This window comes from Erwinia persicina (genome assembly GCF_019844095.1).
Classification (GTDB): domain Bacteria; phylum Pseudomonadota; class Gammaproteobacteria; order Enterobacterales; family Enterobacteriaceae; genus Erwinia; species Erwinia persicina.
The window spans coordinates 3,072,449-3,098,845 of record NZ_CP082141.1 but is presented as its reverse complement, the minus strand read 5'-3'; the positions used below and the strand labels follow the sequence as shown (position 1 = coordinate 3,098,845).

The 26,397-nt window shown below is 53.4% G+C and carries 21 protein-coding genes; 16 read left to right on the top strand and 5 right to left on the bottom strand.

Annotation, left to right across the window (positions count from 1 at the left end):
- Window positions 1–38: 38 nt before the first annotated feature.
- The 4 genes from lolA (at window position 39) to K6L24_RS14180 (ending at window position 4,826) form a co-directional block, all read left to right on the top strand.
- Window positions 39–650 carry an outer membrane lipoprotein periplasmic chaperone LolA gene (gene lolA, locus K6L24_RS14195; RefSeq protein WP_062743882.1) on the top strand — a complete coding sequence of 204 codons (612 nt, stop codon included), beginning with the start codon at window positions 39–41 and terminating at the stop codon, window positions 648–650.
- A 7-nt stretch (window positions 651–657) separates the two neighbouring features.
- A complete protein-coding gene (locus K6L24_RS14190; RefSeq protein ID WP_062743881.1) occupies window positions 658–2,001 on the top strand; it encodes a replication-associated recombination protein A in 1,344 nt (447 codons plus the stop codon).
- A 95-nt stretch (window positions 2,002–2,096) separates the two neighbouring features.
- Window positions 2,097–3,389, top strand: coding sequence for a serine--tRNA ligase (gene serS / locus K6L24_RS14185; protein ID WP_062743880.1), 1,293 nt, complete (start codon window positions 2,097–2,099; stop codon window positions 3,387–3,389).
- A gap of 285 nt (window positions 3,390–3,674) precedes the next feature.
- Window positions 3,675–4,826 carry an MFS transporter gene (locus K6L24_RS14180; RefSeq protein WP_062743879.1) on the top strand — a complete coding sequence of 384 codons (1,152 nt, stop codon included), beginning with the start codon at window positions 3,675–3,677 and terminating at the stop codon, window positions 4,824–4,826.
- Window positions 4,827–4,909: 83 nt separating this feature from the next.
- Here the strand turns inward: K6L24_RS14180 and pflA are convergent, their stop codons facing one another.
- The 4 genes from pflA to ycaO all read right to left on the bottom strand — a co-directional run bounded on the left by pflA (window position 4,910) and on the right by ycaO (window position 11,135).
- Window positions 4,910–5,650 carry a pyruvate formate lyase 1-activating protein gene (pflA, locus tag K6L24_RS14175; protein ID WP_062743878.1) on the bottom strand — a complete coding sequence of 247 codons (741 nt, stop codon included), beginning with the start codon at window positions 5,648–5,650 and terminating at the stop codon, window positions 4,910–4,912.
- A 128-nt stretch (window positions 5,651–5,778) separates the two neighbouring features.
- On the bottom strand, window positions 5,779–8,061 hold the full coding sequence (gene pflB / locus K6L24_RS14170; RefSeq protein ID WP_062743877.1) for a formate C-acetyltransferase: 2,283 nt from the start codon (window positions 8,059–8,061) through the stop codon (window positions 5,779–5,781).
- Window positions 8,062–8,150: 89 nt separating this feature from the next.
- A complete protein-coding gene (gene focA / locus K6L24_RS14165) occupies window positions 8,151–9,008 on the bottom strand; it encodes a formate transporter FocA (protein ID WP_062743876.1) in 858 nt (285 codons plus the stop codon).
- Between the two features lie 369 nt (window positions 9,009–9,377).
- Entirely contained in the window at window positions 9,378–11,135 is a 1,758-nt protein-coding gene (ycaO, locus tag K6L24_RS14160; RefSeq protein ID WP_062743875.1) for a 30S ribosomal protein S12 methylthiotransferase accessory factor YcaO, read from the bottom strand.
- A 309-nt stretch (window positions 11,136–11,444) separates the two neighbouring features.
- Between ycaO and serC the strand changes: the two genes are divergently transcribed.
- From serC to K6L24_RS14100, 12 genes are all read left to right on the top strand, one after another.
- The gene (serC, locus tag K6L24_RS14155; protein WP_118664357.1) at window positions 11,445–12,530 is read left to right on the top strand and encodes a 3-phosphoserine/phosphohydroxythreonine transaminase; all 1,086 of its coding nucleotides are present in this window, start codon (window positions 11,445–11,447) and stop codon (window positions 12,528–12,530) included.
- An 82-nt stretch (window positions 12,531–12,612) separates the two neighbouring features.
- The gene (aroA, locus tag K6L24_RS14150) at window positions 12,613–13,899 is read left to right on the top strand and encodes a 3-phosphoshikimate 1-carboxyvinyltransferase (protein ID WP_062743899.1); all 1,287 of its coding nucleotides are present in this window, start codon (window positions 12,613–12,615) and stop codon (window positions 13,897–13,899) included.
- 147 nt (window positions 13,900–14,046) lie between these two features.
- Window positions 14,047–14,730: a (d)CMP kinase gene (gene cmk / locus K6L24_RS14145; protein ID WP_062743873.1), complete on the top strand. Its 684-nt coding sequence runs from the start codon at window positions 14,047–14,049 to the stop codon at window positions 14,728–14,730.
- A gap of 153 nt (window positions 14,731–14,883) precedes the next feature.
- Window positions 14,884–16,560, top strand: a complete 1,677-nt coding sequence (gene rpsA / locus K6L24_RS14140) for a 30S ribosomal protein S1 (RefSeq protein ID WP_062743872.1) — start codon at window positions 14,884–14,886, stop codon at window positions 16,558–16,560.
- Between the two features lie 80 nt (window positions 16,561–16,640).
- On the top strand, window positions 16,641–16,928 hold the full coding sequence (gene ihfB, locus K6L24_RS14135) for an integration host factor subunit beta (protein WP_062743871.1): 288 nt from the start codon (window positions 16,641–16,643) through the stop codon (window positions 16,926–16,928).
- 216 nt (window positions 16,929–17,144) lie between these two features.
- Window positions 17,145–19,409: a ComEC family protein gene (locus tag K6L24_RS14130; protein WP_222681585.1), complete on the top strand. Its 2,265-nt coding sequence runs from the start codon at window positions 17,145–17,147 to the stop codon at window positions 19,407–19,409.
- A 35-nt stretch (window positions 19,410–19,444) separates the two neighbouring features.
- Entirely contained in the window at window positions 19,445–21,193 is a 1,749-nt protein-coding gene (gene msbA, locus K6L24_RS14125) for a lipid A ABC transporter ATP-binding protein/permease MsbA (RefSeq protein ID WP_062743869.1), read from the top strand.
- Window positions 21,190–22,170, top strand: coding sequence for a tetraacyldisaccharide 4'-kinase (gene lpxK, locus K6L24_RS14120; RefSeq protein ID WP_222681584.1), 981 nt, complete (start codon window positions 21,190–21,192; stop codon window positions 22,168–22,170). Before msbA ends, lpxK begins: the two co-directional genes overlap by 4 nt.
- A 61-nt stretch (window positions 22,171–22,231) precedes the next feature.
- The gene (locus K6L24_RS14115) at window positions 22,232–23,440 is read left to right on the top strand and encodes a winged helix-turn-helix domain-containing protein (RefSeq protein ID WP_062743867.1); all 1,209 of its coding nucleotides are present in this window, start codon (window positions 22,232–22,234) and stop codon (window positions 23,438–23,440) included.
- A gap of 96 nt (window positions 23,441–23,536) precedes the next feature.
- Window positions 23,537–23,719, top strand: coding sequence for a Trm112 family protein (locus K6L24_RS14110; RefSeq protein WP_222681583.1), 183 nt, complete (start codon window positions 23,537–23,539; stop codon window positions 23,717–23,719).
- Window positions 23,716–24,462, top strand: a complete 747-nt coding sequence (kdsB, locus tag K6L24_RS14105; protein WP_062743865.1) for a 3-deoxy-manno-octulosonate cytidylyltransferase — start codon at window positions 23,716–23,718, stop codon at window positions 24,460–24,462. Before K6L24_RS14110 ends, kdsB begins: the two co-directional genes overlap by 4 nt.
- Window positions 24,463–24,580: 118 nt before the next feature.
- A complete protein-coding gene (locus K6L24_RS14100; protein ID WP_222681582.1) occupies window positions 24,581–25,474 on the top strand; it encodes a YcbJ family phosphotransferase in 894 nt (297 codons plus the stop codon).
- Here K6L24_RS14100 and elyC read toward each other — a convergent pair.
- Window positions 25,451–26,239 (bottom strand): envelope biogenesis factor ElyC, encoded by a 789-nt coding sequence (gene elyC / locus K6L24_RS14095; RefSeq protein ID WP_222681581.1) that lies wholly within the window; start codon window positions 26,237–26,239, stop codon window positions 25,451–25,453. The two genes, K6L24_RS14100 and elyC, sit on opposite strands and share 24 nt — an antisense overlap.
- Between the last annotated feature and the right edge of the window lie 158 nt (window positions 26,240–26,397).

Here is a 26,397-nt window from a genome sequence, read left to right as displayed (position 1 = left end):
CCGGACCGGGATAAGAGAGTTTTAATAAGGATGCCGTAATGAAAAAATTAATGATCTCCTGCTGTCTGCTGGCCGCGTTTTCTTCTTCTGCTGTGTGGGCTGATGCCTCCAGCGATCTGCAACAGCGCCTGGATAAGGTGAAAAGCTTCCATGCCACCTTTAATCAGAAAGTTACTGACGGCAGTGGGGCTTCAGTGCAGGACGGTGAAGGTGAGATGTGGGTTGAGCGTCCCAACCTGTTTAACTGGCATATGACTGCGCCGGACGAAAGCACGCTGATTTCTGATGGTAAAACGCTGTGGTTCTATAACCCGTTTGTCGAACAGGTCAGCGCAAGCTGGCTGAAGGACGCAACCAGTAATACGCCGTTTATGCTGATTGCGCGTAACCAGTCTGGCGACTGGAAACAGTATAATGTCGCGCAGAAAGGGGATGATTTCTCTCTGACGCCGAAAAGTGCCGATGGAAATCTGAAGCAATTTACGATCAATGTCTCGACTAACGGGACCATTAACCAGTTCAGTGCGATTGAACAGGACGGCCAGCGCAGTAGCTATACGCTTAAGAGCCAGCAGAACGGCAGTATCAGCGCCGATAAGTTCAAGTTCACACCGCCAAAGGGCGTCACCGTGGACGACCAGCGTCAGTGAGGTTTGCGTGAGTAACCTGTCCCTCGATTTTTCCCGTAATGAATTTCAGCCTCTGGCCGCGCGTATGCGGCCACGTACGCTGGCTGAGTATATCGGTCAGCAACATTTACTCGCAGCCGGTAAACCCCTGCCGAGAGCGATAGAGGCCGGTCATCTGCATTCGATGATTTTATGGGGACCACCCGGGACGGGAAAAACCACGCTGGCCGAGATTATTGGTCACTATGGCCAGGCCGACGTCGAACGTATTTCCGCCGTTACCTCCGGCGTAAAAGAGATCCGTGAAGCCATTGAGCGTGCAAGACAAAATCGTAATGCTGGTCGTCGCACGATTTTGTTCGTGGATGAAGTTCACCGCTTTAATAAAAGCCAGCAGGACGCTTTTCTGCCGCATATCGAAGATGGCACCATCACATTTATCGGTGCTACAACCGAAAATCCCTCTTTTGAGCTTAACTCCGCACTGTTATCACGTGCGCGCGTTTATCTGCTGAAGTCACTGACCAGTGAAGATATTGCGACCGTTCTCGATCAGGCGATGAAAGACAGCGAGCGGGGATATGGTAATGACAATATTGTTTTACCTGATAATACCCGCAATATGATCGCAGAACTGGTCAACGGTGATGCACGCCGTGCGCTGAATACGCTGGAAATGATGGCGGACATGGCCGAGGTGAACAGCAAGGCTAAACGCGAGCTCACACCTCAGTTGCTGAACGAAGTCTCGGGCGAGCGAAGCGCGCGCTTCGATAATAAGGGCGATCGTTTCTATGATCTGATCTCCGCGCTGCATAAATCGGTGCGCGGCTCCTCGCCGGATGCCGCACTCTACTGGTATGCGCGCATCATTACTGCTGGTGGCGATCCGCTCTATGTGGCAAGGCGTCTGCTGGCGATTGCCTCAGAAGATGTTGGAAATGCCGATCCCCGGGGAATGCAGGTGGCGATCGCGGCCTGGGACTGTTTCACTCGCGTCGGGCCGGCAGAAGGCGAACGCGCCATCGCTCAGGCGATCGTGTATCTTGCCTGTGCACCGAAAAGTAACGCGGTTTATACAGCGTTCAAAGCGGCCATGCGTGATGCCCGTGACAGTCCAGACTATGATGTCCCTGAACATCTGCGCAATGCGCCCACTAAACTGATGAAAGAGATGGGACTGGGCGCTGAATATCGCTATGCCCATGACGAGCCCAATGCGTATGCTGCCGGAGAAGACTATTTTCCTCCACAAATGGCGCAAACGCGATATTACCAGCCGACCTCGCGCGGGCTGGAGGGCAAGATTGGCGAAAAGCTGTCCTGGTTGCATGAACAGGATCAAAATAGCCCGACAAAACGCTACCGCTGACACGGACGTTGCGGTAAGGTTAGCAATGAATTCAACGCACTCGAATACGGGGGCGTCCCTTCTTTTTACACTCAATCAATCATCACAGGACAAGCATGCTCGATCCCAATCTACTGCGTACTGAGCCAGACGCAGTCGCTGAAAAACTGGCACGCCGTGGCTATAAGCTGGACGTTGATACGCTGCGCGCACACGAAGAGCGTCGTAAAGTATTGCAGGTAGAAACTGAAAACCTGCAGGCAGAGCGTAACTCTCGATCCAAATCCATCGGGCAGGCCAAAGCACGTGGGGAAGATATCGAGCCATTGCGTCAGGAAGTGAATGTGCTGGGCGAACGCCTGGACGCTGCAAAGGCAGAGCTGGATGCACTGCTGACCAGCATCAATGACTTTTCAATGGCTATCCCTAACATCCCTGCAGATGGGGTTCCGCTGGGCAAAGATGACAGTGAAAACCAGGAAATCAGCCGCTGGGGTGAACCGCGCCAATTTGATTTTGCCGTGCGTGACCACGTTGAGCTTGGCGAAATGGCTGCCGGACTGGATTTTGCTGCTGCGGTCAAGCTGACCGGTTCCCGCTTTATCGTCATGCGTGGCCAGATTGCGTTGATGCATCGCGCACTGAGCCAGTTCATGCTCGATCTGCATACCGAACAGCATGGCTATCAGGAAACCTACGTGCCTTACCTGGTGAACCATGCCAGCCTGTACGGTACCGGCCAGCTGCCGAAGTTTGGCGAAGATCTGTTCCATACGCGTCCGCTGGAAGAAGAAGCTTCCAGCAGCAACTATGCGCTGATCCCGACGTCAGAAGTTCCGCTGACCAATCTGGTGCGCGACGAGATTCTGGAAGAAGAGTCTCTGCCAATCAAAATGACCGCCCATACTCCCTGCTTCCGTTCAGAAGCGGGGGCCTATGGACGTGATACGCGTGGCCTGATCCGCATGCACCAGTTCGACAAAGTTGAAATGGTGCACATTACGCGTCCGGAAGATTCAATGGATGCGCTTGAAGAGCTGGTAGGTCATGCCGAAAAAGTGCTGCAATTGCTGAACCTGCCTTATCGTAAGGTGCTGCTGTGTACCGGAGACATGGGCTTTGGTTCGCACAAAACCTACGATCTGGAAGTATGGCTGCCGGCCCAGGATACTTACCGTGAGATCTCGTCCTGTTCAAATATGGGCGATTTCCAGGCGCGTCGCATGAAAGCCCGCTGTCGTCCTCGCGGTGAAAAGGCAACGCGTCTGGTTCACACGCTGAATGGCTCCGGTCTGGCGGTTGGCCGTACCCTGGTTGCGGTGCTGGAAAACTATCAGCAGGCAGACGGGCGCATTGAAGTGCCAGAAGTACTGCGTCCGTATATGAAAGGCTTAACCTCTATTGGTTAAGTCCAACGTGCCGTACTAAGAACCCGCCGCCGGCGGGTTTTTTTATGTTAACGTTCGAACAAAAAATATGATGGATGTTGTGAGCACCCGCTTATCAGTGTTGAATAAATTCAACGAGATAATATCCACATGATGCCTGTAGCTGGAAGCGTTAAGCTCCTGTAGATAAAAATATTAAATCGCTGCTCTACAAATCGTGCGCATCCAGATTTATTGTGCTTTTCCAAATGCTTGCGCAGTGGCATGATGCGCGCAAAATCTTCCTCGTTTCGGTTCTCCAATACTATGTCCACCTGGTCACGTCCCGTTCTGGTGCTGCTGTGCGGCTTACTGCTGCTCACGGTTTCTATTGCCGTGTTGAATACACTGGTGCCGCTCTGGCTGACGCATGATGCGCTGCCGACCTGGCAGGTAGGTATGGTCAGCTCCTCGTACTATTGTGGCAATCTGCTGGGAACGTTACTGGCTGGATGGGTCATCAAGCGCTACGGGTTTAATCGCAGCTATTACCTGGCCTCGCTGGTGTTTGCCCTGGCGACGGTAGCCCTCGCGCTGGGGACGGGGTTCTGGTCATGGACGCTCTGGCGTTTTGTAGCGGGTATTGGCTGTGCTCTGATCTGGGTCGTCGTGGAAAGTGCGTTGCTGTGCAACGGCACTCTGCGCAACCGTGGGCGGCTGCTGGCGGCTTATATGATCGTCTATTACATCGGCACGGTCATTGGCCAGTTGCTGGTGAGTAAAGTCTCTACCGAGCTGATGCATGTCCTGCCGTGGGTCAGCAGCGTAATTCTGGCGGCAGTCCTGCCGCTGGTGTTCTGCCGCGTCACGGCAAGTCAGCAAGACGAAGAGACCCCGCCTGGGCGGATGTGGCCGATGCTGCGCCGTCGTAATGCTCGCCTGGGGATCAACGGCTGTATCATATCCGGGATCGTGCTGGGTTCATTGTATGGCCTGATGCCACTGTATCTCTCCCATCAGGGGATGAGTGACTCCACGGTTGGCTACTGGATGGCGCTGCTGGTCAGCGCGGGCATTATCGGTCAGTGGCCGATAGGGCGACTTGCGGATCGTTATGGCCGGCTGCTGGTTCTGCGTGTTCAGGTGTTTGTGGTGATCCTCGGTGCGCTGGCAATGCTGAGTAATGCTGCTATGGCTCCGGCGCTGTTCATCCTCGGCTGTGCCGGTTTCACCCTTTACCCGGTAGCTATGTCCTGGGCCTGTGAAACAGTGGCTCATCACGAACTGGTGGCAATGAACCAGGCCCTGTTACTGAGTTATACCGTTGGCAGCCTGGTTGGCCCGACCATGACCTCGATGCTGATGCAGAACTATTCTGACCGGTTGTTGTTCGTAATGATTGCCGGAGTGGCTCTGGTCTATCTGGTGATGTTACTGCGTAAAGCCGATCATCACGCAACACCAGTGGCGCACGCATAAATGAAAAAAGGCTGACCGGAAAAGAAGGTCAGCCTCTGCGGTGCAGAAAAGAACGGTATCTGTGGGTAAAGGAGGGCTGACCTTTAGTACATCACATGATGGCCGTAACCTTCCAGAATATGTTTTACCCGCTCCATCGTTTCTGCTTTTGGTGGATGAACGCCGTCCAGCTTGTACTCCTCGCCCATCGCGATCCATTTATGCTTGCCCAGCTCATGATAGGGCAGCAGCTCAATCTTCTCCACGTTACCCATATCGCGAGTGAACTCACCCAGGCGGTGTGCGGATTCATCATCATCAGAATAGCCGGGCACCACCACGTAGCGGATCCAGGTGCGGATCCCGCGTTTGGCAAGATAGCGGGCAAAATCGAGGGTTCGGTGATTAGAGACACCGACCAGAATCTGGTGGACGTCATCATTAATCTGTTTCAGATCGAGCATCACCAGGTCAGTGACGTCCAGTAGCTCATCGATAACCGGATCGTAGCGGCGCACAAAGCCATTGGTGTCAAGACAGGTATTAATTCCTTCTGCCTGACAGGCGCGGAACCAGTCACGGACGAATTCAGCCTGAAGGATAGCCTCGCCGCCGGAAGCCGTTACGCCGCCTCCCGATGCATTCATAAAATGACGATAGGAGACAACGTCCTTCATTAATTCTTCAACGGTGATTTCTTTGCCGCCGTGAGTATCCCAGGTATCACGGTTATGGCAATACAGGCAGCGCATCAGGCAGCCCTGGAAGAAGGTGATAAAACGGATGCCGGGACCGTCAACGGTCCCGCAGGATTCAAAAGAGTGGATGCGACCGGTTACTGACATTGCGATGAGTTCTCCACGGTGACACAGTCTTTAGCTGTGTTAAGTCTGTTTTGGCAGTGATCCTAAGCAGACAACTGACAAAACCGGCTGGTGGCAGGCAGGCCCCCCGGAGAGGGCCTGCACAACGCTTACATGCTTTGTGTAAAGGTACGCGTAATCACGTCCTGTTGCTGCTCTTTCGTCAGCGAGTTAAAGCGAACGGCGTAGCCAGAGACGCGAATGGTCAGTTGCGGATATTTTTCCGGATCTTCCATCGCTTCCAGCAGCATTTCGCGGTTCATCACGTTGACGTTCAGGTGCTGGCCGCCTTCGATGCTGGCCTCATGATGGAAGTAACCATCCATCAGACCGGCAAGGTTGGTTTTACGCACATCATCGTTTTTACCCAGCGCGTTTGGCACGATAGAGAAGGTGTACGAGATACCATCTTTCGCGTAAGCAAACGGCAGTTTAGCCACGGAGGTCAGTGAGGCAACGGCACCTTTCTGGTCACGACCGTGCATAGGGTTAGCACCAGGTCCAAATGGTGCACCAGCACGACGGCCATCCGGGGTGTTACCCGTTTTCTTGCCATACACCACGTTAGAGGTAATGGTCAGAACAGACTGAGTTGGAACCGCGTTACGGTAGGTTTGCAGCTTCTGAATTTTCTTCATGAAACGCTCAACCAGGTCGCAGGCAATGTCATCAACGCGTGAATCGTTATTACCAAACTGCGGGTATTCACCTTCGATTTTAAAGTCAACGGCCAGGCCATCTTCATCACGAATAGTCGATACTTTTGCATATTTGATTGCAGACAGTGAGTCAGCCGCCACGGACAGGCCCGCGATACCACAGGCCATTGTGCGGTAAACGTCACGGTCATGCAGTGCCATCAACGAGGCTTCATAGCTGTATTTGTCATGCATGTAGTGGATTACGTTCAGCGCGGTCACATACTGTTTGGCCAGCCAGTCCATAAAGTGATCCATGCGATCCATCACTTTATCGTAGTCCAGCACTTCATCCATCATTGGCGCTTCTTTCGGGCCAACCTGCATTTTCATTTTTTCATCCACGCCGCCATTGATGGCATACAGCATGGTTTTTGCCAGGTTAGCGCGGGCACCGAAGAACTGCATCTGTTTGCCGACGATCATCGGGCTAACACAACAGGCGATGGCATAGTCATCATTGTTGAAGTCAGGACGCATCAGATCATCATTTTCATACTGCAGAGATGAGGTGTCGATAGACACTTTGGCCGCGTATTTTTTGAAGTTCAGTGGCAGTTTTTCTGACCACAGGATAGTCATGTTAGGTTCTGGTGAAGGCCCCATGGTGTAGAGCGTGTTCAGGAAGCGGAAGGTGTTTTTCGTCACCATGGTCCGGCCATCAACGCCCATACCGGCAAGGGATTCGGTTGCCCAGATTGGGTCACCAGAGAACAGCTCATCATATTCTGGCGTACGCAGGAAGCGCACCATGCGCAGTTTCATCACCAGGTGGTCGATCAGTTCCTGTGCTTCCAGTTCGGTGATTTTACCCGCCTTCAGGTCGCGTTCAAAATAGATATCCAGGAAGGTCGACACGCGTCCAAAGGACATCGCTGCGCCGTTCTGTGATTTCACCGCAGCCAGGTAACCGAAGTAGGTCCACTGTACAGCTTCTTTAGCACTGGTTGCCGGGCCAGAGATATCACAGCCATATTTTGCAGCCATATCTTTAATCTGCTGCAGAGCGTGATGCTGATCGGCAATCTCTTCACGCAGACGGATAGTGGCTTCGAGGTTCACGCCATTTTCCATGTCGTTCTGCAGGGAGGTGAACTGAGCAAATTTATCTTTCATCAGCGCATCGATACCGTACAGCGCGACGCGACGATAGTCACCAATGATACGACCACGGCCATATGCATCTGGCAGACCGGTCAGCACGCCTGACTTACGGCAGCGCAGAATATCGGGGGTATAAACATCGAATACACCCTGATTATGGGTTTTGCGGTATTCGGTGAAGATTTTTTTCACTGTCGGGTCGAGTTCACGACCATAGACTTTGCACGAACCTTCGACCATTTTGATGCCACCGAACGGGATCAGGGCACGTTTTAAGGGGGCTTCGGTTTGCAGGCCGACAATTTTTTCCAGGCTTTTATTAATATAGCCTGCGTCATGAGAGGTGATGGTTGATGGCAGGTCGGTATCAAAATCTACAGGCGCATGGGTGCGGTTTTCCTGTTTGATGCCTTCCATGACGGTATCCCACAGAGCAGTCGTTGCCTCGGTAGCACCGGCCAGGAACGCTTCGTCGCCTTCATAGGGTGTGTAGTTTTTCTGGATGAAGTCACGGACGTTGATGCTGGTCTGCCATTCACCCTGTGCAAAGCTTTCCCAGGCTGTCGCCATTTTTTGATTAAGCTCGGTCATTTGATACCTACCTTATAACGTGAAGTTCGTTGTACGTTCCCGCCGGGTGACATCACACCGACAGTTGCAAAAATCTGTTCATGGGGCTGTCAGTGATGGTCGCCATCACGCAGATAAATCACCCAATAGGTTAAGCCCACCAGTAACCCGCCACCGATGATATTGCCCAGCGTCACGGGAATAAGATTATCGGTAATAAAGTGGCTCACGGTCAGATGTGTAAACTGGTCCGCACTCGCTCCGGTTGCCTGCCAGAATTCCGGCGTGGCGAAATCTTTGATGATGATGGCCATGGGTACCAGAAACATGTTGGCGATGCTGTGCTCAAAACCGCTGGCCACAAACATGGCGACAGGCAGTACCATGGCAAACATTTTGTCCAGCAGGCTGCGGCCGGAGTAACTCATCCACACGGCCATGCACACCATCAGGTTTGCCAGGATGCCAAGGCAGACGGCTTCAATAAAAGTATGGTGCATCTTATGGTCAGCGGTTTGCAGGACATTCAGCCCCCAGGCTCCGTTGGCCACCATGTATTGTCCGGCAAACCAGATCAGCACGACAAAGAAGATAGCGCCGATAAAATTCCCGATATAAACGATGATCCAGTTGCGGGCGAGCTGTAACCAACTGATGCGCCCACTGGCTTTAGCCACGACAGTGAGAACGGTAGAGGTGAAAAGATCCGCACCACACACGACCACGAGCATCAGGCCCAGTGAAAAACAGATGCCACCTACCAGTTTGGCCAGTCCCCAGGGTACGGTTGCGGTGCCGGTGGTTGCTGTAATATAAAAAGCAAAAGCGATGGAGATAAATACTCCAGCGGTTATCGCCAGAAAGAAGGTGGTGAAGGGATGTTTTGTCGCTTTATAAACGCCAGCGTCTTCGGCAACTTTTGCCATTTCGGATGGTAATAACAGATCAAAGGGGTTGCCAGCTTTCACACTAACGTCCTCTCAAAAGTAGTCGGCAAAGAAAGTCTAGCAAACGAGTATAGGAGAGAAATTGACGTGGATCATACAGGCCCGGCAAATTAGCCGTTAAAGACTTGTTTTTAGTAAGGTTAATTTATTTAAAACCTTGTTTTTTAAGGTATAAAACTTTTTTAATAATTAAAAAAATATTTGAGTCTCATGCAGGGGAAATAAAAAAAAGCGTGAACATATCACAGCAAATATAGCGCAATTGTGACAATAAAAAAGGTAACAACCTAAGCTGTTACCTTTTTTTAACCTACTGCCCATGTCATGGCAGAAATAAATAAAAAGTCGTCTTAAATGATGCAGCGATATTGTGTCATTTTTCTCGCAGCGTTATTTCCAGTACAGACGTTTAGCCTTCTGCAGTTTTTCATAGGCTGCCAGCAGAGACTGATGCGCAGGGAACGCGTTCAGATCGCTGTCTACGCTTTGTAAACCATAGAAAGGTGCTTCACCGCTGATCGCCGCAGAAGCATTGTCTACGGCGTCCTGACCATACATTCGTACAAATGCCGTATGATACTGAAGGGGATCGCGGCTTTCTTCCTGGCTCAGTAACAGTAGCGTTTGCAGGCAGCGATAATAGTTGGCACGTTCTGCACTAAAGATCGACTGGTTAAATTCCATTGTCCATTCCGTCCAGATCAATGCCTGCTCCAGATCACCTGCAGCCAGTGCCAGCATCGCTTTCAGCTCACCAATACGCAGTGTGTACCAGCCGTTATCTTTACCGGTCGCCAGACCCAGAAGTTCACGTACGCGTGTGAAGTCGTCATGGCCATCTTCATCTAACTGTTCAAGCAGAGAAAGATAGTCTGCTTTTTCCCAACGACTTTCTGGCAGACTGAGCAGCGTATCACGCAGATAGGCACCCATGCTGTTGTTGGCCAGCAGTAAATCTTCGGCCGGATAGATATCTGACATGCCGGGAACGATAATGCGGCACGCGTAAACGTCCAGGTGCTCGTAGTCGGCAATATAAACTTCCTGGTCTTCGGCGTTGAAGATAGCCATCAGGGTGGCGAACTCTTCTTCCGTACTGCCTTTGAAGCTCCAGTCCGCAAAGGGATAATCTGCATCATCTTTAAACATATCCCACGAGATCAGGCCGCTGGAATCGATAAAGTGTGTTTCCAGGTTGGCATGTTCTGCGACTTCTTCATCATCGAAGGTCGGGGGGGTGAAGACATCGAGATCTTTCAGGCCACGGCCCTGCAGAAGTTCTGTGACGGTACGCTCCAGGGCAACGCCAAAATCAGGGTGCGCACCGAATGAAGCAAAACAGGTTCCATTGGCAGGGTTAAACAGCACCACGCAGATGACCGGGTATTTACCGCCCAGGGAAGCATCATAGGAGAAGATAGGGAACCCTTCTGCTTCCAGCGAAGCGATAGCCTCGACAACGCCCGGATAACGGTTTAACACATCCTGCGGGATCAGCGGCAGGCTGATGGATTCCGCGATAATGCGGTTTTTAATGTAACGTTCAAATACCTCAGACAGCCCCTGAACGCGCGCTTCGTTAGCGGTGTTACCAGCAGACATCCCGTTCGACACGTACAGGTTACCGATAATATTCATCGGGATATAAACGGTTTGCTGATCTGACTGACGGGTAAACGGCAGGCCACAAATGCCGCGTGCGGCGTTGCCTGACTGAAGATCAATCAGATCGCTGGCGCTGACCTCATTTTCCGGGTCGTAAAACTCACGCAGGCGGGCATCAAGAATTCCCTCCGGTAGCTGATCGTCTTCCGGCAGCGGGAACCACTTCTCGTTAGGGTAATGGACAAAATCACCCTTGGCGATCTTCTCACCCAGCCAGAAGTCGGCAAAGAAATAGTTAGTAGACAGGCGTTCAAAGTACTCGCCCAGCGCAGAGGCCAGAGCGGCTTTTTTACTGGCGCCTTTACCGTTGGTAAAACAGAGCGGGCAGTCACGGTCGCGAATATGGACTGACCAGACATTTGGCACCGGGTTCAGCCAGGAGGCCTCTTCAATATTGAAGCCGAGATCCTGCAGTTTTTGCTGAAAGCGTGCGATGGAAACTTCCAGCGCGGCGTCTTTGCCTGGTATATAAGTTTGAGTCATTTTGTCCACTCGTGATTGATTGTGCGGAAAGCGCGCAATGATACGGGGTTTCTGCCGGAATCGCTATCCGGCACGGGTAATTTCATCATGGCAAGAATGCCATTTTTCAGCGAAAAGAGAACCGGTCTGTTTTTCTAACGGGAAAACGCCTCACAAAATATCGTCTGCTTTTGCATTTGCCCTACAAGCTGTTGCGACACGTCGCAGCAAACTGGCCTGCCGTCCGGATAAATCATTGCAGCATGAGGGTGGCAGTGATAAAACCGATAGAGGAATCAAAACCGATTGATCTGAAAGTGGTGAGGGGAAATGAGTCAGGTTTTCAATTTTAGCTCAGGCCCGGCTATGTTGCCGGTAGAAGTGCTTCGTCGCGCTGAACAGGAACTCTGCAACTGGCAGGGACTGGGAACCTCCGTCATGGAGATCAGCCACCGTAGTAAGGAGTTTATTCAGGTTGCAGAAGAGGCTGAAAAAGATTTTCGCGATCTGCTGAAAATTCCCTCTAACTATAAAGTTTTATTCTGTCACGGTGGCGCGCGGGCGCAGTTTGCGGCTATCCCAATGAATCTGCTGGGACAGCATACGACAGCAGATTATATAGATGGCGGCTACTGGGCGGCCAGCGCCGTGAAAGAGGCGCAGAAATACTGCACGCCAAATGTCATTGATGCGAAAACGACCATTGATGGTTTGCGTGGCATTACCCCAATGAGCCAGTGGGCCCTGTCTGATGACGCGGCTTACGTTCACTACTGCCCGAATGAGACCATAGACGGTATCGCTATTCCGGAAACGCCTGACTTTGGCGACAAAGTAGTGGTTGCGGATCTCTCTTCTACTATTTTGTCCTCTCCCATTGATGTTAATCGTTTCGGCGTGCTGTATGCCGGTGCGCAGAAAAATATCGGACCAGCAGGGCTGACGCTGGTCGTGGTGCGCGAAGACCTGCTGGGGCAGGCGCGTAAAGAACTGCCTTCCATTCTTGATTACAAGGTGCTGGCTGAAAACGAATCCATGTTTAATACGCCCCCGACATTTGCCTGGTATCTCTCCGGGCTGGTCTTCAAGTGGCTGAAAGAGCAGGGCGGTGTTGCCGAGCTGGATAAACGTAATCAGGCTAAAGCAGACCTGCTGTATGGCACCATTGATAGCAGCAGCTTCTACCGTAATGATGTGACCGCTGCTAACCGCTCGCGTATGAATGTGCCTTTCCAGTTAGCGGATTCCTCACTGGATCAGCTGTTCCTGGAAGAGTCTTTTGCGGCGGGCTTACATGCATTAAAAGGTCATCGTGTCGTCGGTGGCATGCGTGCCTCGATTTACAATGCCATGCCGCTGCAGGGTGTGAAGACGTTAACCGACTTTATGGTCGACTTCGAACGTCGTCACGGCTAAGGTAACTTTGCAATAAGCTTTGAATCTGAAACCCCGCGCCCAGCGGGGTTTCATCGTAATTATTTTGGAGAATACGTTTCACATGCAGGATTCCCTGACGTTACAACCTATTGCCCTGGTCGACGGTACTGTTAACCTTCCCGGTTCCAAGAGCGTGTCTAACCGCGCACTGTTGCTGGCAGCGCTGGCAAAAGGCACGACTCGCCTGACCAATCTGCTCGACAGCGATGATGTTCGCCACATGCTGAATGCGCTGCAGGCGCTGGGCGTACACTTTATGCTGTCTGATGATCGCACGGTGTGTGAAGTCGTCGGTCAGGGGGGAGCGCTTAAGGCTGAAGGTCCGCTAGAACTGTTTCTTGGTAATGCCGGCACGGCCATGCGTCCACTGGCGGCGGCGCTGTGTCTCGGCGCAAACAATATTGTGCTGACAGGTGAACCTCGCATGAAAGAGCGGCCGATCGGGCACCTTGTGGATGCTTTACGTCAGGGAGGCGCTGAAGTTGATTACCTTGAGCAGCCAGACTATCCGCCGCTGCGCCTGAAAGGGGGATTCAGGGGGGGCGAAGTAGCCGTGGACGGCAGCGTTTCCAGCCAGTTTCTGACGGCACTGCTGATGACCGCGCCTTTAGCTGAAAGTGATACCCGTATTGTGATCAAAGGGGATCTGGTTTCAAAACCCTACATCGATATCACGCTTAACCTGATGGCAACCTTTGGCGTTCAGGTAGAAAATGAAGAGTATCGCGCCTTCCACATCCGCGGCCAGCAGCAGTACCAGGCTCCGGGTGAATATCTGGTTGAAGGCGATGCATCGTCTGCCTCTTATTTCCTCGCCGCTGCCGCGATTAAAGGCGGTACGGTCAAAGTGACCGGAATCGGCCGCAACAGCATGCAGGGAGATATTCGTTTTGCTGATGTGCTGGAAAAAATGGGGGCCAGCGTGGAGTGGGGCGATGATTTTATTGCCTGTACGCGTGGCACGCTTAACGCAATCGACCTGGATATGAACCATATCCCGGATGCGGCGATGACCATTGCAACGGCTGCCTTGTTTGCGAAAGGCACAACGGTAATGCGCAATATCTATAACTGGCGGGTGAAAGAGACGGATCGTCTTGCGGCAATGGCCACTGAGCTTCGCAAAGTGGGCGCGGAAGTTGAAGAAGGGCATGACTTCATTCGTATTACACCGCCAGCGCAGATCCAGTTTGCTGAAATCGGTACCTACAATGATCACCGTATGGCGATGTGTTTCTCACTTGTCGCACTTTCCTCCACACCAGTGACTATTCTTGATCCTAAATGCACGGCCAAAACGTTCCCTGACTATTTTGAGCAACTGGGCCGTATCAGCCAGCCGGCGTAGCGGCCACTCTTTGAGGATGTGTACCGTTAATCAGCCACAAAGGTACACCGACCAACGCAGTTGCAGCTTCATGCATGAAGGGTATAATGCGCGTCGATATTTGCCCGGGCACGGGTTGCCCCGGCATTCCACCGACAGGAGAACGACATGACGGCAACAGCCCCAGTGATCACCATTGATGGCCCAAGTGGTGCAGGGAAAGGCACTTTGTGCAAAGCGATGGCCGAGTCGTTGCAGTGGCACCTGTTGGATTCCGGCGCAATTTATCGCGTTCTGGCGCTGGCTGCGCTGCATCATCAGGTGGATATCACCTCAGAAGAAGCTCTGGTGCCGATCGCTGCCCATCTTGATGTTCGTTTTGTATCCAGTAACGGCGAGATGGAAGTGATCCTTGAGGGAGAAGATGTCTCCAGTGAAATCCGCACTCAGGATGTCAGTAATACAGCGTCGAAAGTGGCAGCCTTCCCCCGTGTGCGTGAAGCCTTATTGCGCCGTCAGCGCGCTTTCCGTGATTTCCCGGGTTTGATTGCCGATGGCCGCGATATGGGAACGGTTGTTTTCCCCGATGCACCGGTGAAAATTTTCCTCGATGCGAGTTCTGAAGAGCGTGCCCACCGCCGCATGCTACAGTTGCAGGAAAAGGGCTTTAGTGTTAACTTTGAGCGCCTTTTATCTGAGATAAAAGAGCGTGATGAGCGTGATCGCAATCGTGCCATCGCACCTCTGGTGCCGGCAGATGATGCTTTAGTCCTTGATTCAACGACGATGTCGATTGAAGAGGTGATTGAAGTTGCGTTAAATTATGCGCGGGAAAAACTCACGCTGGCTTAAAAATAAGCTACGCTTAATGACCTCTGTATGAGCCCTTGCTCACAGAACGATTTATCTAACCCTGTGACATGGATGTCATGGGGCATGTGAAACAACCCCACCCGTCAGGATGTCAGGTGGACGTTAAATTGAAGAATCCTGAAGATTATCAATATGACTGAATCTTTTGCTGAACTATTTGAAGAATCCTTAAAAACAATCGAAACCCGTCCGGGTTCCATCGTTCGTGGCGTTGTTGTCTCTATTGACAAAGACGTCGTTCTGGTTGATGCGGGTCTGAAATCTGAGTCTGCAATTCCTGCAGAGCAGTTCAAGAACGCAGCCGGCGAACTGGAAATTCAGGTTGGCGACGAAGTAGACGTTGCTCTGGATGCAGTAGAAGACGGCTTCGGTGAAACCCTGCTGTCTCGTGAAAAAGCTAAACGTCACGAAGCATGGATCACGCTGGAGAAAGCCTACGAAGAAGCTGAAACTGTTACCGGTGTTATCAACGGTAAAGTGAAAGGCGGCTTCACCGTAGAGCTGAACGGAATTCGTGCATTCCTGCCAGGTTCTCTGGTAGATGTACGTCCAGTGCGCGATACGCTGCACCTGGAAGGTAAAGAGCTTGAGTTCAAAGTCATCAAGCTGGATCAGAAACGTAACAACGTGGTGGTTTCACGTCGTGCGGTAATCGAATCCGAAAACAGCGCAGAGCGCGATCAGCTGCTGGAAAACCTGCAGGAAGGCATGGAAGTTAAAGGTATCGTTAAGAACCTTACTGACTACGGTGCATTCGTTGATCTGGGCGGCGTTGACGGCCTGCTGCACATCACAGATATGGCATGGAAGCGCGTTAAGCATCCAAGCGAAATCGTGAATGTTGGCGATGAAATCACTGTTAAAGTGCTGAAATTCGACCGCGAGCGTACCCGTGTTTCTCTGGGTCTGAAGCAGCTGGGCGAAGATCCATGGGTTGCTATCGCGAAACGTTACCCAGAAGGCACCAAGCTGACTGGTCGTGTAACCAACCTGACCGACTACGGCTGCTTCGTTGAAATCGAAGAAGGCGTTGAAGGCCTGGTACACGTTTCTGAAATGGACTGGACCAACAAAAACATTCACCCATCTAAAGTTGTTAACGTGGGTGATGTTGTTGAAGTTATGGTTCTGGACATCGACGAAGAACGTCGTCGTATCTCCCTGGGTCTGAAGCAGTGCAAAAACAACCCATGGCAGCAGTTCGCAGAAACCCACAACAAGGGCGACCGTGTTGAAGGTAAAATCAAGTCTATCACTGACTTCGGTATCTTCATCGGCCTGGACGGCGGCATCGACGGCCTGGTTCACCTGTCTGACATCTCCTGGAACGCGACCGGAGAAGAAGCAGTTCGTGAATACAAGAAAGGCGACGAAATCGCTGCTGTGGTTCTGCAGGTTGACGCAGAGCGCGAGCGCATCTCCCTGGGCGTTAAGCAGCTGGCAGAAGATCCGTTCAACAACTACATCTCTCTGAACAAGAAAGGTGCCATTGTTAACGGTAAAGTGACTGCAGTTGACGCTAAAGGTGCTACAGTTGAATTGGCAGACGGCGTTGAAGGCTACCTGCGTGCTTCTGAAGCATCGCTGGATCGCGTAGAAGACGCTACTCTGGTTCTGAACGTTGGCGACGATGTTGAAGCTAAGTTCACCGGTGTAGACCGTAAAAACCGCGTTGTGAGCCTGTCTGTTCGTGCGAAAGACCAGGCTGACGAGAAAGAAGCTATCAACACGGTTAATACGACTAAACCGGAAGAAGGCAACTTCTCTAGCGCAATGGCTGAAGCTTTCAAAGCAGCTAAAGGCGAGTAATCGCTCTCAGGGCAGCGTAAGCTGCCCTGTACCGTCGTTACTGTCAGAACTTTTCCTAACAGGGATAAACCGGAGGTTACATGACCAAGTCAGAACTGATTGAAAGACTTGCCGGCCAGCACTCTCATATTCCGGCGAAAGTCGTTGAGGATGCGGTAAAAGAGATGCTCGAACATATGGCAACGACGTTGTCAGACGGCGAGCGTATCGAAATCCGGGGATTTGGCAGCTTCTCTTTGCATTATCGTGCACCTCGTACCGGGCGTAACCCGAAAACGGGCGACAAGGTTGAGTTGGAAGGTAAATACGTTCCACACTTCAAGCCAGGTAAAGAACTGCGCGATCGCGCCAATATTTACGGCGGTTAATACCTCAGGGTATGGCGATGAATCGATAAAGCGACACTCCGGTGTCGTTTTTTTTTGTCTGAAAAAAGTCGTCCTGATGGGGGATGTCACGCAAAATAATGCAGGCAGGTTGCAACGCCAGCAATAGTTTGTGTGGCATTATCCCAATCCTTTCTGCGCCACCTGAACCCTGATCCTGATTGCTGCACACTGGCGGTATCAGAACAGGGAGGTGCGATGTTTTTGACGGTCAACAGGCTGGCATGGAGTGTAATAGCGGCAACGCTGCCGCTCAGCTTTTTGCCCCGGCTGCCAGGCGCTGTATGCAGCGTTCTTGTGCTGTGCTTCGCTCTGTTACTGGCTCTGTCGGGCCGGCGTGTTGCCAGGCATATCGCGCTGATTTTGGTGTTTTTTATCGCCGCCGCCAGCGCCGGGCGTACTATGCTGACGCAGACTGAACAGCTTACACATGCGAGGGTTAAGACAGATATAAGAGTGGAGGCCGTCCAACCTGACGGCAAAACAATCAGAGCACGCCTGCTGCGTTTTCAGGGCCGGATCCTGTTTCCACCTCTCTACGCCAGTTTAAGGGTTCAGCCGCAGGCGACCGCTTTTTGTGCCGGACAACGCTGGCAGATGCAACTAGCGCTGCGTCCGGTTCACGCGCAACTTAATGAAGGGGGATTTGATCGTCAGCGTTATGCCCTGGCGAACCATACCCCTCTGACCGGAAGGGTGGTGTCAGCCGTGGTCACGGATGCCACCTGTAGCCTGCGTGACAAAGTAACGGGGGCCATGAAAAAAAACACGGCGAATTTAAGCCGGCAGGCGTTAATTTCTGCGCTGGCTTTCGGCGACAGATCGCAGGTCGATCGCGAAACAAATCAGCTGCTGCGCGAAACTGGTACAGCGCACCTGATGGCAATCTCCGGCATGCATATCGCTCTCGCTGCCAGTTTCGGCTGGCTGCTGGCACGCATGATACAGTTTACTTTTCCGGCCTGGTGTATTGGCTATCGTCTGCCAATGTACAGCGGATTGCTGGTAGCGCTGTTGTATTGCTGGCTTTCTGGAGGAAACCCGCCTGCGCTTCGGGCTATTTTAGCCTTACTGGTCTGGAGCGTGCTTCGCCTGCGTGGAATGAACTGTCAGGGGGGGCAGGTATGGGCGGTGTGTATCGGTATCATTCTCTTTTTTGATCCACTGAGCGTGCTCTCCGACAGTCTGTGGCTTTCAGCACTGGCAGTGGCTGGCCTGTTGCTCTGGTATCATTTTTTTCCTCTTCCTTCCCGTTTTTCGCGGCGTAAACGCTGGCTGCTGCTGCGGCTGTTGCATCTTCAGGCAGGGATGTTGTTACTGCTGATGCCGCTTCAGACGGTGCTGTTTCATGGTATCAGCGTAAGTGCTCTGGTGGCTAACCTGTGGGCTGTACCGCTGATTTCCTGCATTACTGTTCCTCTGATCCTGGTGGCAACGTTAGTGAATCCAGTGCCTGTGATTAACCTGGTATTGTGGGAGTGGGTGGACCGTTCCCTCGCGCTGGTGTTTATCCCTCTCCAGCATCTCCCGCGTGGCTGGTTCCCACTTGACCGGACGATGGCTGCAGTCAGCCTGTTATGCTGGCTGGTGCTGTTAACCCTCCGTTTCGGCTGGTGGCGAACTTCGCCCGTCACTCTGTTGAGCGCTGTTCTGGTGCTGTGCAGCTGGCGCGATGTGGCCTCTCTGCCGCGCTGGCGTGTTGACATGCTGGACGTCGGACACGGGCTGGCCGTCGTGATCTCCCGCCACGGTGAAGCCATGCTGTACGACACCGGAAATCGCTGGCCTGGAGGCGATTTTGCCCGCAGTCAGATCCTGCCCTGGCTTGCCTGGCAGGGGTTAAACGTAACCGGTATTATTCTCAGCCACGGTCATCTTGACCATATCGGCGGTCTTCAAAGTGTACAGGCAGCGTTTCCCGCAGCCACAGTGAGAAGCGCTCTTGCACGTTCCGGCCACTTACCCTGCCGTAAAGGCGTGAACTGGCGCTGGCAGGACCTCCAGTTTCAGGTGCTCTGGCCACCACAGGGAGAAGTGCGGGAAGGAAATAATCAGTCCTGTGTGGTAGCCGTTACCGATGGAAAATGGCGTGTGCTGCTTACCGGTGATATTGAGGCACCGGCAGAGTTAAGGCTGGTCGCTGAACAACGTGCCACCCTGCGGGCTGATTTACTCCAGGTGCCGCATCACGGAAGCAGAACCTCCTCATCACCGCCCTTCCTGCGTGCCGTTTCTGCATCAGCAGCAATCGCCTCTGCAGCGCGTTACAGTGCCTGGCGTTTGCCCGCCAGGCAAATTATTCAACGCTATGCTGAATATAATGTGGAATGGCGTGATACAGCGCTTTCCGGCCAGTTGAGTGCTCATTTTTTTCGTGATAACTGGCAATTAAAAGGGTTAAGAGAACAAATAATGAACCGTTGGTATCATCAGTGGTTTGGCGTAGTCAGGTATTCCAGGTAGAATAAGCGGCTATTTCATTCAACGCTGGTTAAATAATGCATCTGGATAAAGATCTCTCCACCTGGCAGACATTCCGTCGACTCTGGCCCATGATTGTGCCATACAAGGCGGGATTGATTGTGGCAGCCATCGCATTGGTTCTGAATGCGGCAGGCGATACACTCATGCTGTCACTGCTGAAGCCTTTACTCGATGATGGTTTTGGCAAAGCGAATAATGCAGTTCTCCTGTGGATGCCACTGGCGGTTATGGGGCTGATGCTGGTTCGCGGCGTGACCAGCTATGTGTCCAGTTACTGTATCTCATGGGTGTCTGGTAATGTGGTGATGGGTATGCGCCGTCGCCTGTTCAGCCACATGATGGGCATGCCGGTCGCCTTTTTTGACCAGCAATCGACCGGTACGCTGCTGTCGCGCATTACTTATGATTCTGAGCAGGTGGCCTCCTCTTCCTCCGGTGCGCTGGTGACCGTAGTGCGTGAAGGTGCCTCTATTATTGGCCTGTTCATCCTGATGTTTTACTACAGCTGGCAGCTGTCGCTTATCCTGATTGTCCTGGCACCCGTTGTGTCATTCGCCATTCGTACTGTTTCTAAGCGCTTTCGTAATATCAGCAAAAATATGCAGAACACGATGGGGCAGGTGACAACCAGCGCCGAACAGATGCTGAAAGGGCATAAAGAAGTGTTGATCTTTGGTGGGCAGGAGATCGAGAGCAAACGCTTTAACGTGGTCAGTAATCGCATGCGCCAGCAGGGCATGAAACTGGTTTCAGCGTCATCCATCTCCGATCCGATTATTCAGCTCATCGCCTCACTGGCGCTGGCTTTTGTTCTGTACGCCGCCAGCTTCCCTAGCGTGATGGAAACCCTGACCGCAGGGACCATCACCGTGGTCTTCTCCTCGATGATTGCCCTGATGCGTCCGCTGAAGTCACTCACCAATGTCAATGCTCAGTTCCAGCGTGGCATGGCGGCCTGTCAGACGCTGTTCTCCATCCTCGACAGTGAGCAGGAAGAGGATACCGGTAAGCGCACGGTCGAGCGTGCCAAAGGTGATATCGAATTCCGTAACGTGACTTTCACTTACCCTGGACGCGAAATCCCTGCACTGAAGAACATTAATCTGGCCATTCCTGCGGGTAAAACCGTGGCGCTGGTTGGGCGATCGGGGTCGGGTAAATCAACCCTGGCGAGTTTGCTGACGCGTTTTTACGACATTCAGCAGGGAAATATCCTGATGGATGGTCACGACCTGCGCGAATATACGCTGGCGTCTCTGCGTAGTCAGGTGGCGCTGGTATCGCAGAATGTGCACCTGTTTAACGACACTATCGCCAACAACATTGCTTATGCCCGCCATGAACAATACAGCCGGGAAGAAGTGGAAAAAGCCGCAACAATGGCTCATGCCATGGACTTTATTAATAAGATGGAAAATGGCCTGGATACCATGATCGGTGAAAATGGTGTGCTGCTCTCTGGGGGGCAGCGTCAGCGTATCGCTATCGCCCGCGCCCTGCTACGTGACAGCCCCATTCTGATCCTGGATGAAGCGACTTCCGCACTGGATACCGAATCTGAGCGTGCCATTCAGTCTGCGCTGGATGAGCTGCAAAAGAACCGCACCTCCCTGGTGATCGCGCACCGTCTTTCCACCATTGAAAAGGCTGATGAGATTGTGGTGGTTGAAGATGGCCAGATCGTTGAGCGCGGCAGTCATGAAATGCTACTGGCCGAGCGTGGCGTCTATGCGCAACTGCATAAGATGCAATTTGGCCAATGATTGAACGCATCTGGAGCGGTCGCTCGGCGCTGTATCTCCTGTTACTGCCTTTCAGTCTGCTCTATGGGCTGGTCAGTAACCTGCTGCGTCTGAGCTACCGTTGCGGCTGGCGCAAGGTGTGGCGTGCACCGGTTCCTGTGGTGATTGTGGGTAATCTCACCGCCGGAGGGAATGGTAAAACACCGGTGGTAATCTGGCTGGTGCAGGCACTGCAGCAGCGTGGATTTCGCGTGGGTGTGGTGTCGCGGGGCTACGGGGGTAAAGCCGAACGCTATCCGCTGGTGCTGGGCCCAGACGTTACCACCCGCGAAGCGGGTGACGAGCCGGTACTGATTTATCAGCGCACCGGCGCGGCAGTCGCCGTGGCGCCGCAACGACGCCAGGCTGTTGAAGCGCTGGTTAACAGCGAAGATATTGATGTCATCATTACTGATGATGGTCTGCAGCATTATGCACTGGATCGTGATATTGAAATTGTCGTCGTGGACGGTGAACGACGTTTTGGCAATGGCTGGTGGCTGCCTGCGGGCCCGATGCGGGAGCGTGCTAACCGTCTGAAAAATGTCAGCGCCGTGATCGCTAATGGTGGCACGGCGCAGCAGGGAGAGCTTGCGATGCGTCTGGCGCCGGGTCTGGCAGTGAACCTGCTTTCCGGTGAGCGACGTGAAGTGGGTGAGCTGAACAATGTTGTTGCCATGGCGGGCATCGGTCATCCGCCGCGGTTTTTCAATACGCTGCGTCAGCAGGGTGTGAGAATCGAGAAAGAGGTGGTTTTTGCTGACCATCAGAATTACACCGCGGACACGCTGAATGCCCTGATATTGCCGGGTCAGACCCTGGTGATGACCGAAAAAGATGCGGTAAAAGTCAGGGCATTTGCCTGTGCTGACTGGTGGTATTTACCGGTTGATGCGGTGCTTCCCTCTGAACAGTCCAGCGTGTTGCTTAACAAAATCAGTGCATTAATTCCCCGATAATTTCTGCCTGCCTGTCTGACAGGCGCTACACTTGAGCCATCTGATTTTTAGGGATGGCAATATGACGGCGGAAAAACTTTCTCTTGTTCAGGCCCGTCAGCTACAGCTGGCGGCGCAGGGACTGCTGCGCCCACCTAAACGTAAAGCCTGCTTTGACGACCTGCTGGCTGCCGTGCGACGAATGGCGTTGTTGCAGATCGATACCATCCACGTAGTGGCACGCAGCCCTTACCTGGTGCTGTTCAGCCGGCTGGGTGAGTACCCCCCGATCTGGCTTGATCAGGCCCTGGCGGAAAAAAAACTGTTTGAGTACTGGGCGCACGAAGCCTGCTTTATTCCGGTTGCCGATTACGGGTTGCTGCGTCATCGCATGCTTAACCCGTCTGCGCTGGGCTGGAAGTTCAGTCAGGCATGGCGGGATCAGCATCAGCAGGAGATCGGCGATTTGCTGGCCCATATCAGCGAAAACGGCCCTGTCCGTTCTGCTGACTTTACCGCCCCCCCAGGCCAGAAGCCCGGCTGGTGGGCATGGAAGCCGCATAAGCGGCACCTGGAAAATTTATTTACGGCCGGTGAACTGATGATCAGTGAACGGCGCAATTTCCAGCGCGTTTACGACCTGCGCGAGCGGATATTGCCCGACTGGGATGATCAACAACATGCTCTGAAGGAAGAGGACGCCGTCCAGCGTATGTTGGACAATAGTGCGGCCAGCCTGGGCATTTTCCGCCTCTCCTGGCTGGCAGATTATTACCGTCTGAAACGCGCGCCCGTGGCGGTTGCTCTTGCACGCTGGCGCGAAGAGGGCACGGTCCGTGAAGTGCAGGTCGAAAGCCTGGGCACGCTGTATCTCCATCACTCCCTGTTCGGGCAACTTGCCAGGCCGCAGGCCGCCACGCATACGGCGATCCTGTCGCCCTTTGATCCACTGGTCTGGGATCGCAAGCGCGCAAGGGAGCTGTTTGGTTTTGACTATCGCCTGGAGTGTTATACGCCAGAGGCAAAGCGGCAGTACGGCTATTTTGTCCTGCCCCTTTTGCATCGCGGTGCGCTGAAAGGCCGGCTGGATGCGCGCATGTTGCGTAAAGAGAAAACCTTACAGGTCAATGCGATCTGGCTGGAGGCGAACACGCGCGTCAGCCAGCAGATGGTCGGCGACATTAAGCTGGCTCTGACACGTTTTGCCCGCTGGCAGGGCGCAGAAATGATCGAGGTCAATAAACTCCCCGCCGCCATGGCGGCCTGCTGGCCAGCGCGTTGGGAAATATAGCCGCCAGGGCATTTTTTCGCGGTGTGCAGGTAACCGCGCCCGTACAGCTATGATATTCTTAACCCATTGCAAAACTGGGTTCATCGCGGAGGAACCATGGATCATCGTTTACTTGAAATCGTTGCCTGCCCGGTATGTCACGGCAAACTGTATTACAACAAAGATCAGCAGGAGTTAATCTGCAAACCGGATGGGCTGGCTTACCCGGTTCGTGACGGCATTCCCGTCCTGCTGGAGGTGGAAGCCCGTGGCTTAACCCTCGAAGAGAGCCATCCATGAGTTTTGTCGCCATCATTCCGGCGCGTTTTGCTTCTACCCGTTTGCCGGGTAAGCCGCTGGTCGACATTCACGGCAAGCCCATGGTGGTCCATGTCATGGAGCGGGCGCTGGAGTCAGGTGCCGATCGCGTGATTGTGGCGACTGACCATCCTGACGTAGCGCGCGCCGTTGAAGCGGCCGGTGGCGAAGTCTGTATGACTCGTCCTGACCATCAGTCTGGCACCGAGCGTCTGGCGGAGGTGATTGATCATTATCAGTTCCCTGATGACACCGTAATTGTGAATGTCCAGGGCGATGAGCCGATGATCCCCCCGGTGATTATTCGCCAGGTGGCAGATAATCTGGCCCAAAGCAGCGCCGGTATGGCAACGCTGGCCGTGCCGGTGGATTCAGCGGAAGAGGCGTTTAATCCGAATGCTGTGAAGGTGGTGCGCGATGCTAATGGCTATGCACTCTACTTCTCGCGCGCGACCATCCCCTGGGATCGTGAGCGGTTTGCGGCTTCCCGCGACACCATCGGGGACCATTTCCTGCGTCATATTGGTATTTACGGCTATCGTGCCGGATTTATTCGCCGCTATGTTGGCTGGGAAGCCAGCCCGCTGGAACAGATCGAGCTGCTTGAGCAACTACGCGTGCTGTGGTACGGCGAAAAAATCCACGTCGATGTGGCAAAGGCTATTCCCAGCGTAGGTGTTGATACGCCAGAAGACTTACTGCGCGTACGCGAAGCCATGCAGTAACCCACGATGGGGTGCTTTCCTCCGACCCCGTCATTTCTGCTGCAGCCGTGTCCGGCACGAAGCAAAAAATTTCCGCGTTCAGCGCCCTTATAAGACCTTTTGCCTGAAAGGAGGGCAGATGGAACACCTGCGATCTGAACTGGCACTGGTTCTTGGCGAACCGGTCAGTCGGGTGGAATGTATCAGTCAGCAGCCTTTCGCCAGTCTCTATACCCTGTACGATGACCAGGGCTATTCTCTGCCGCTGGTCGCGAAATACTTCAGTATGAATGGCATTGCTGCCCAGGAAGCGCACAAGCTGTCGATGCTGATGCGTGAAGGCAAAGTGCGTGTTCCTGCCGTGTATGGTCTGGTTATCAGCCAGCAACCTCCGCTGCATGAGGTCTTACTGATTGAACGTACGGGCGGGGTATCCATCGAAGCGCCCACGCGCACGCCTGAGCGCTGGCAACAGCTTCAGGAGCAGATTGTCGAGGGAATGCTTGGCTGGCACCGGATTGACAGCCATGGGCTGGTAGGCACGGTTGACAGCACGCAACAGAATCACTGGCCGGCCTGGTACGCCCAGCGGGTCGAGGTCCTCTGGGCCACGCTCGGCTACCTGCGCCCGGCACAGTTGAGCATGGATGCCCGGCAGCTGCTTTTTCGCAGCCGTCAAAGCCTGTCCAGGCTGTTCAACGGGTTTGACGATCCCTGTGTTTTAGTCCACGGAAACATGGCACCCACCAGCATCATGAAAGAGGCCTGGGCAGATCAACTGCTGGCGGTGATCAATCCCGGCACCGTACTCTGGGCACCGCGTGAATTCGATCTCTATCCCCTTTGCGCAACTGGCGTCGGTGATGACATCCTCAGTTGCTACCTGCAGCGCGCACCCGTCGCAGAGGGGTTTGTCGCACGCCGCTGGCTGTATATTGTCTGGGAAGAGATTGCCAGACTGATCCACACCGCACAGTTTGATGCTCAGCGGTTCAGTCTGGCCAGTCGATCACTGCTGCCCTGGCTCGACTGACTCCTTCGCTGCCGGATGCAGCCACTGCCAGACAAGGCCCAGGCACTCGTAAACAGCACGTTCGCTATGCCCCAGCCAGAAGGATGACGGCAGGGCCCGCTCCCAGAAATTCAGAGGAGAAGCGATCGCCAGCTGATTGGCCGGAGCAGGCCAGGGGTTAAGCCCCTGACGCTGGAAGAAAACCATGGCGCGTGGCAAATGGTTGGCTGAGGTGACCAGTGCCAGCGGCCGCTGGCCCACTATTTTTGCTACTTCTTCTGCTTCCTGGCCTGTATCCCGGGGTTGATCCAGAGTGATAATATCCTCTGGTGGCACACCGAGAGACTGGGCCACGCGTGATGCCACACTGGCTGAACTCACCGGATTCCCCTGAGCATGGCCACCCGTCACAATCAGTTTCGACCCCGGGTTAGCCCGCCAGATGCGGATACCCTCAGCCAGACGGGGCAGGCTGTTATTAAGCAGGTTAGAACTGGGCGCCCACTGTGGGTTCCAGGTGTAGCCACCGCCGAGAACCACGATATACTCTACCGGGTGCTGATTCTGCCAGGTCGGGTAGCGATTTTCCAGCGGTGCCAGCAGACGGTCGGCGACAGGCTGCAGGCTGATGAGAAGGAGCAGAGCCCAGGCAAGGGAAACCAGGGTTTTGCCACTTTTCTGCCATCGGCTAAACCAGAGCAGCATAATGCCAACTGCCATGATCAGCAGCAGCATCGGCAGCGGTAGCAGCAGGCCACCAACGACTTTTTTTAGGGCGAAAAACATGAAAACAGGTTCCTTTTGTCCGAAAAAACATCACCCAAGCACTAAGCGGCGACCGAAAGCTTCATTATTTGCCAGTGTATGCCAAAATACCCCGCCACTTTCAAGCCGCAGCCGTTGCAGCTCATTTACTACGTCCGCTGGCGGGGAAAAATAGGGAT

What these genes read in the sequence shown, in the direction of transcription:
- K6L24_RS14110 (WP_222681583.1), top strand. Translation starts at nt 23,537, where the DNA reads ATGGATCATCGTTTACTTGAAATCGTTGCCTGCCCGGTATGTCACGGC.
- K6L24_RS14100 (WP_222681582.1), top strand. Translation starts at nt 24,581, where the DNA reads ATGGAACACCTGCGATCTGAACTGGCACTGGTTCTTGGCGAACCGGTC.
- pflA (WP_062743878.1), bottom strand. Translation starts at nt 5,650, where the DNA reads ATGTCAGTAACCGGTCGCATCCACTCTTTTGAATCCTGCGGGACCGTT.
- K6L24_RS14115 (WP_062743867.1), top strand. Translation starts at nt 22,232, where the DNA reads ATGACGGCGGAAAAACTTTCTCTTGTTCAGGCCCGTCAGCTACAGCTG.
- pflB (WP_062743877.1), bottom strand. Translation starts at nt 8,061, where the DNA reads ATGACCGAGCTTAATCAAAAAATGGCGACAGCCTGGGAAAGCTTTGCA.
- serS (WP_062743880.1), top strand. Translation starts at nt 2,097, where the DNA reads ATGCTCGATCCCAATCTACTGCGTACTGAGCCAGACGCAGTCGCTGAA.
- K6L24_RS14130 (WP_222681585.1), top strand. Translation starts at nt 17,145, where the DNA reads ATGTTTTTGACGGTCAACAGGCTGGCATGGAGTGTAATAGCGGCAACG.
- serC (WP_118664357.1), top strand. Translation starts at nt 11,445, where the DNA reads ATGAGTCAGGTTTTCAATTTTAGCTCAGGCCCGGCTATGTTGCCGGTA.
- msbA (WP_062743869.1), top strand. Translation starts at nt 19,445, where the DNA reads ATGCATCTGGATAAAGATCTCTCCACCTGGCAGACATTCCGTCGACTC.
- elyC (WP_222681581.1), bottom strand. Translation starts at nt 26,239, where the DNA reads ATGTTTTTCGCCCTAAAAAAAGTCGTTGGTGGCCTGCTGCTACCGCTG.
- lpxK (WP_222681584.1), top strand. Translation starts at nt 21,190, where the DNA reads ATGATTGAACGCATCTGGAGCGGTCGCTCGGCGCTGTATCTCCTGTTA.
- kdsB (WP_062743865.1), top strand. Translation starts at nt 23,716, where the DNA reads ATGAGTTTTGTCGCCATCATTCCGGCGCGTTTTGCTTCTACCCGTTTG.
- ihfB (WP_062743871.1), top strand. Translation starts at nt 16,641, where the DNA reads ATGACCAAGTCAGAACTGATTGAAAGACTTGCCGGCCAGCACTCTCAT.
- ycaO (WP_062743875.1), bottom strand. Translation starts at nt 11,135, where the DNA reads ATGACTCAAACTTATATACCAGGCAAAGACGCCGCGCTGGAAGTTTCC.
- lolA (WP_062743882.1), top strand. Translation starts at nt 39, where the DNA reads ATGAAAAAATTAATGATCTCCTGCTGTCTGCTGGCCGCGTTTTCTTCT.
- K6L24_RS14180 (WP_062743879.1), top strand. Translation starts at nt 3,675, where the DNA reads ATGTCCACCTGGTCACGTCCCGTTCTGGTGCTGCTGTGCGGCTTACTG.
- cmk (WP_062743873.1), top strand. Translation starts at nt 14,047, where the DNA reads ATGACGGCAACAGCCCCAGTGATCACCATTGATGGCCCAAGTGGTGCA.
- rpsA (WP_062743872.1), top strand. Translation starts at nt 14,884, where the DNA reads ATGACTGAATCTTTTGCTGAACTATTTGAAGAATCCTTAAAAACAATC.
- aroA (WP_062743899.1), top strand. Translation starts at nt 12,613, where the DNA reads ATGCAGGATTCCCTGACGTTACAACCTATTGCCCTGGTCGACGGTACT.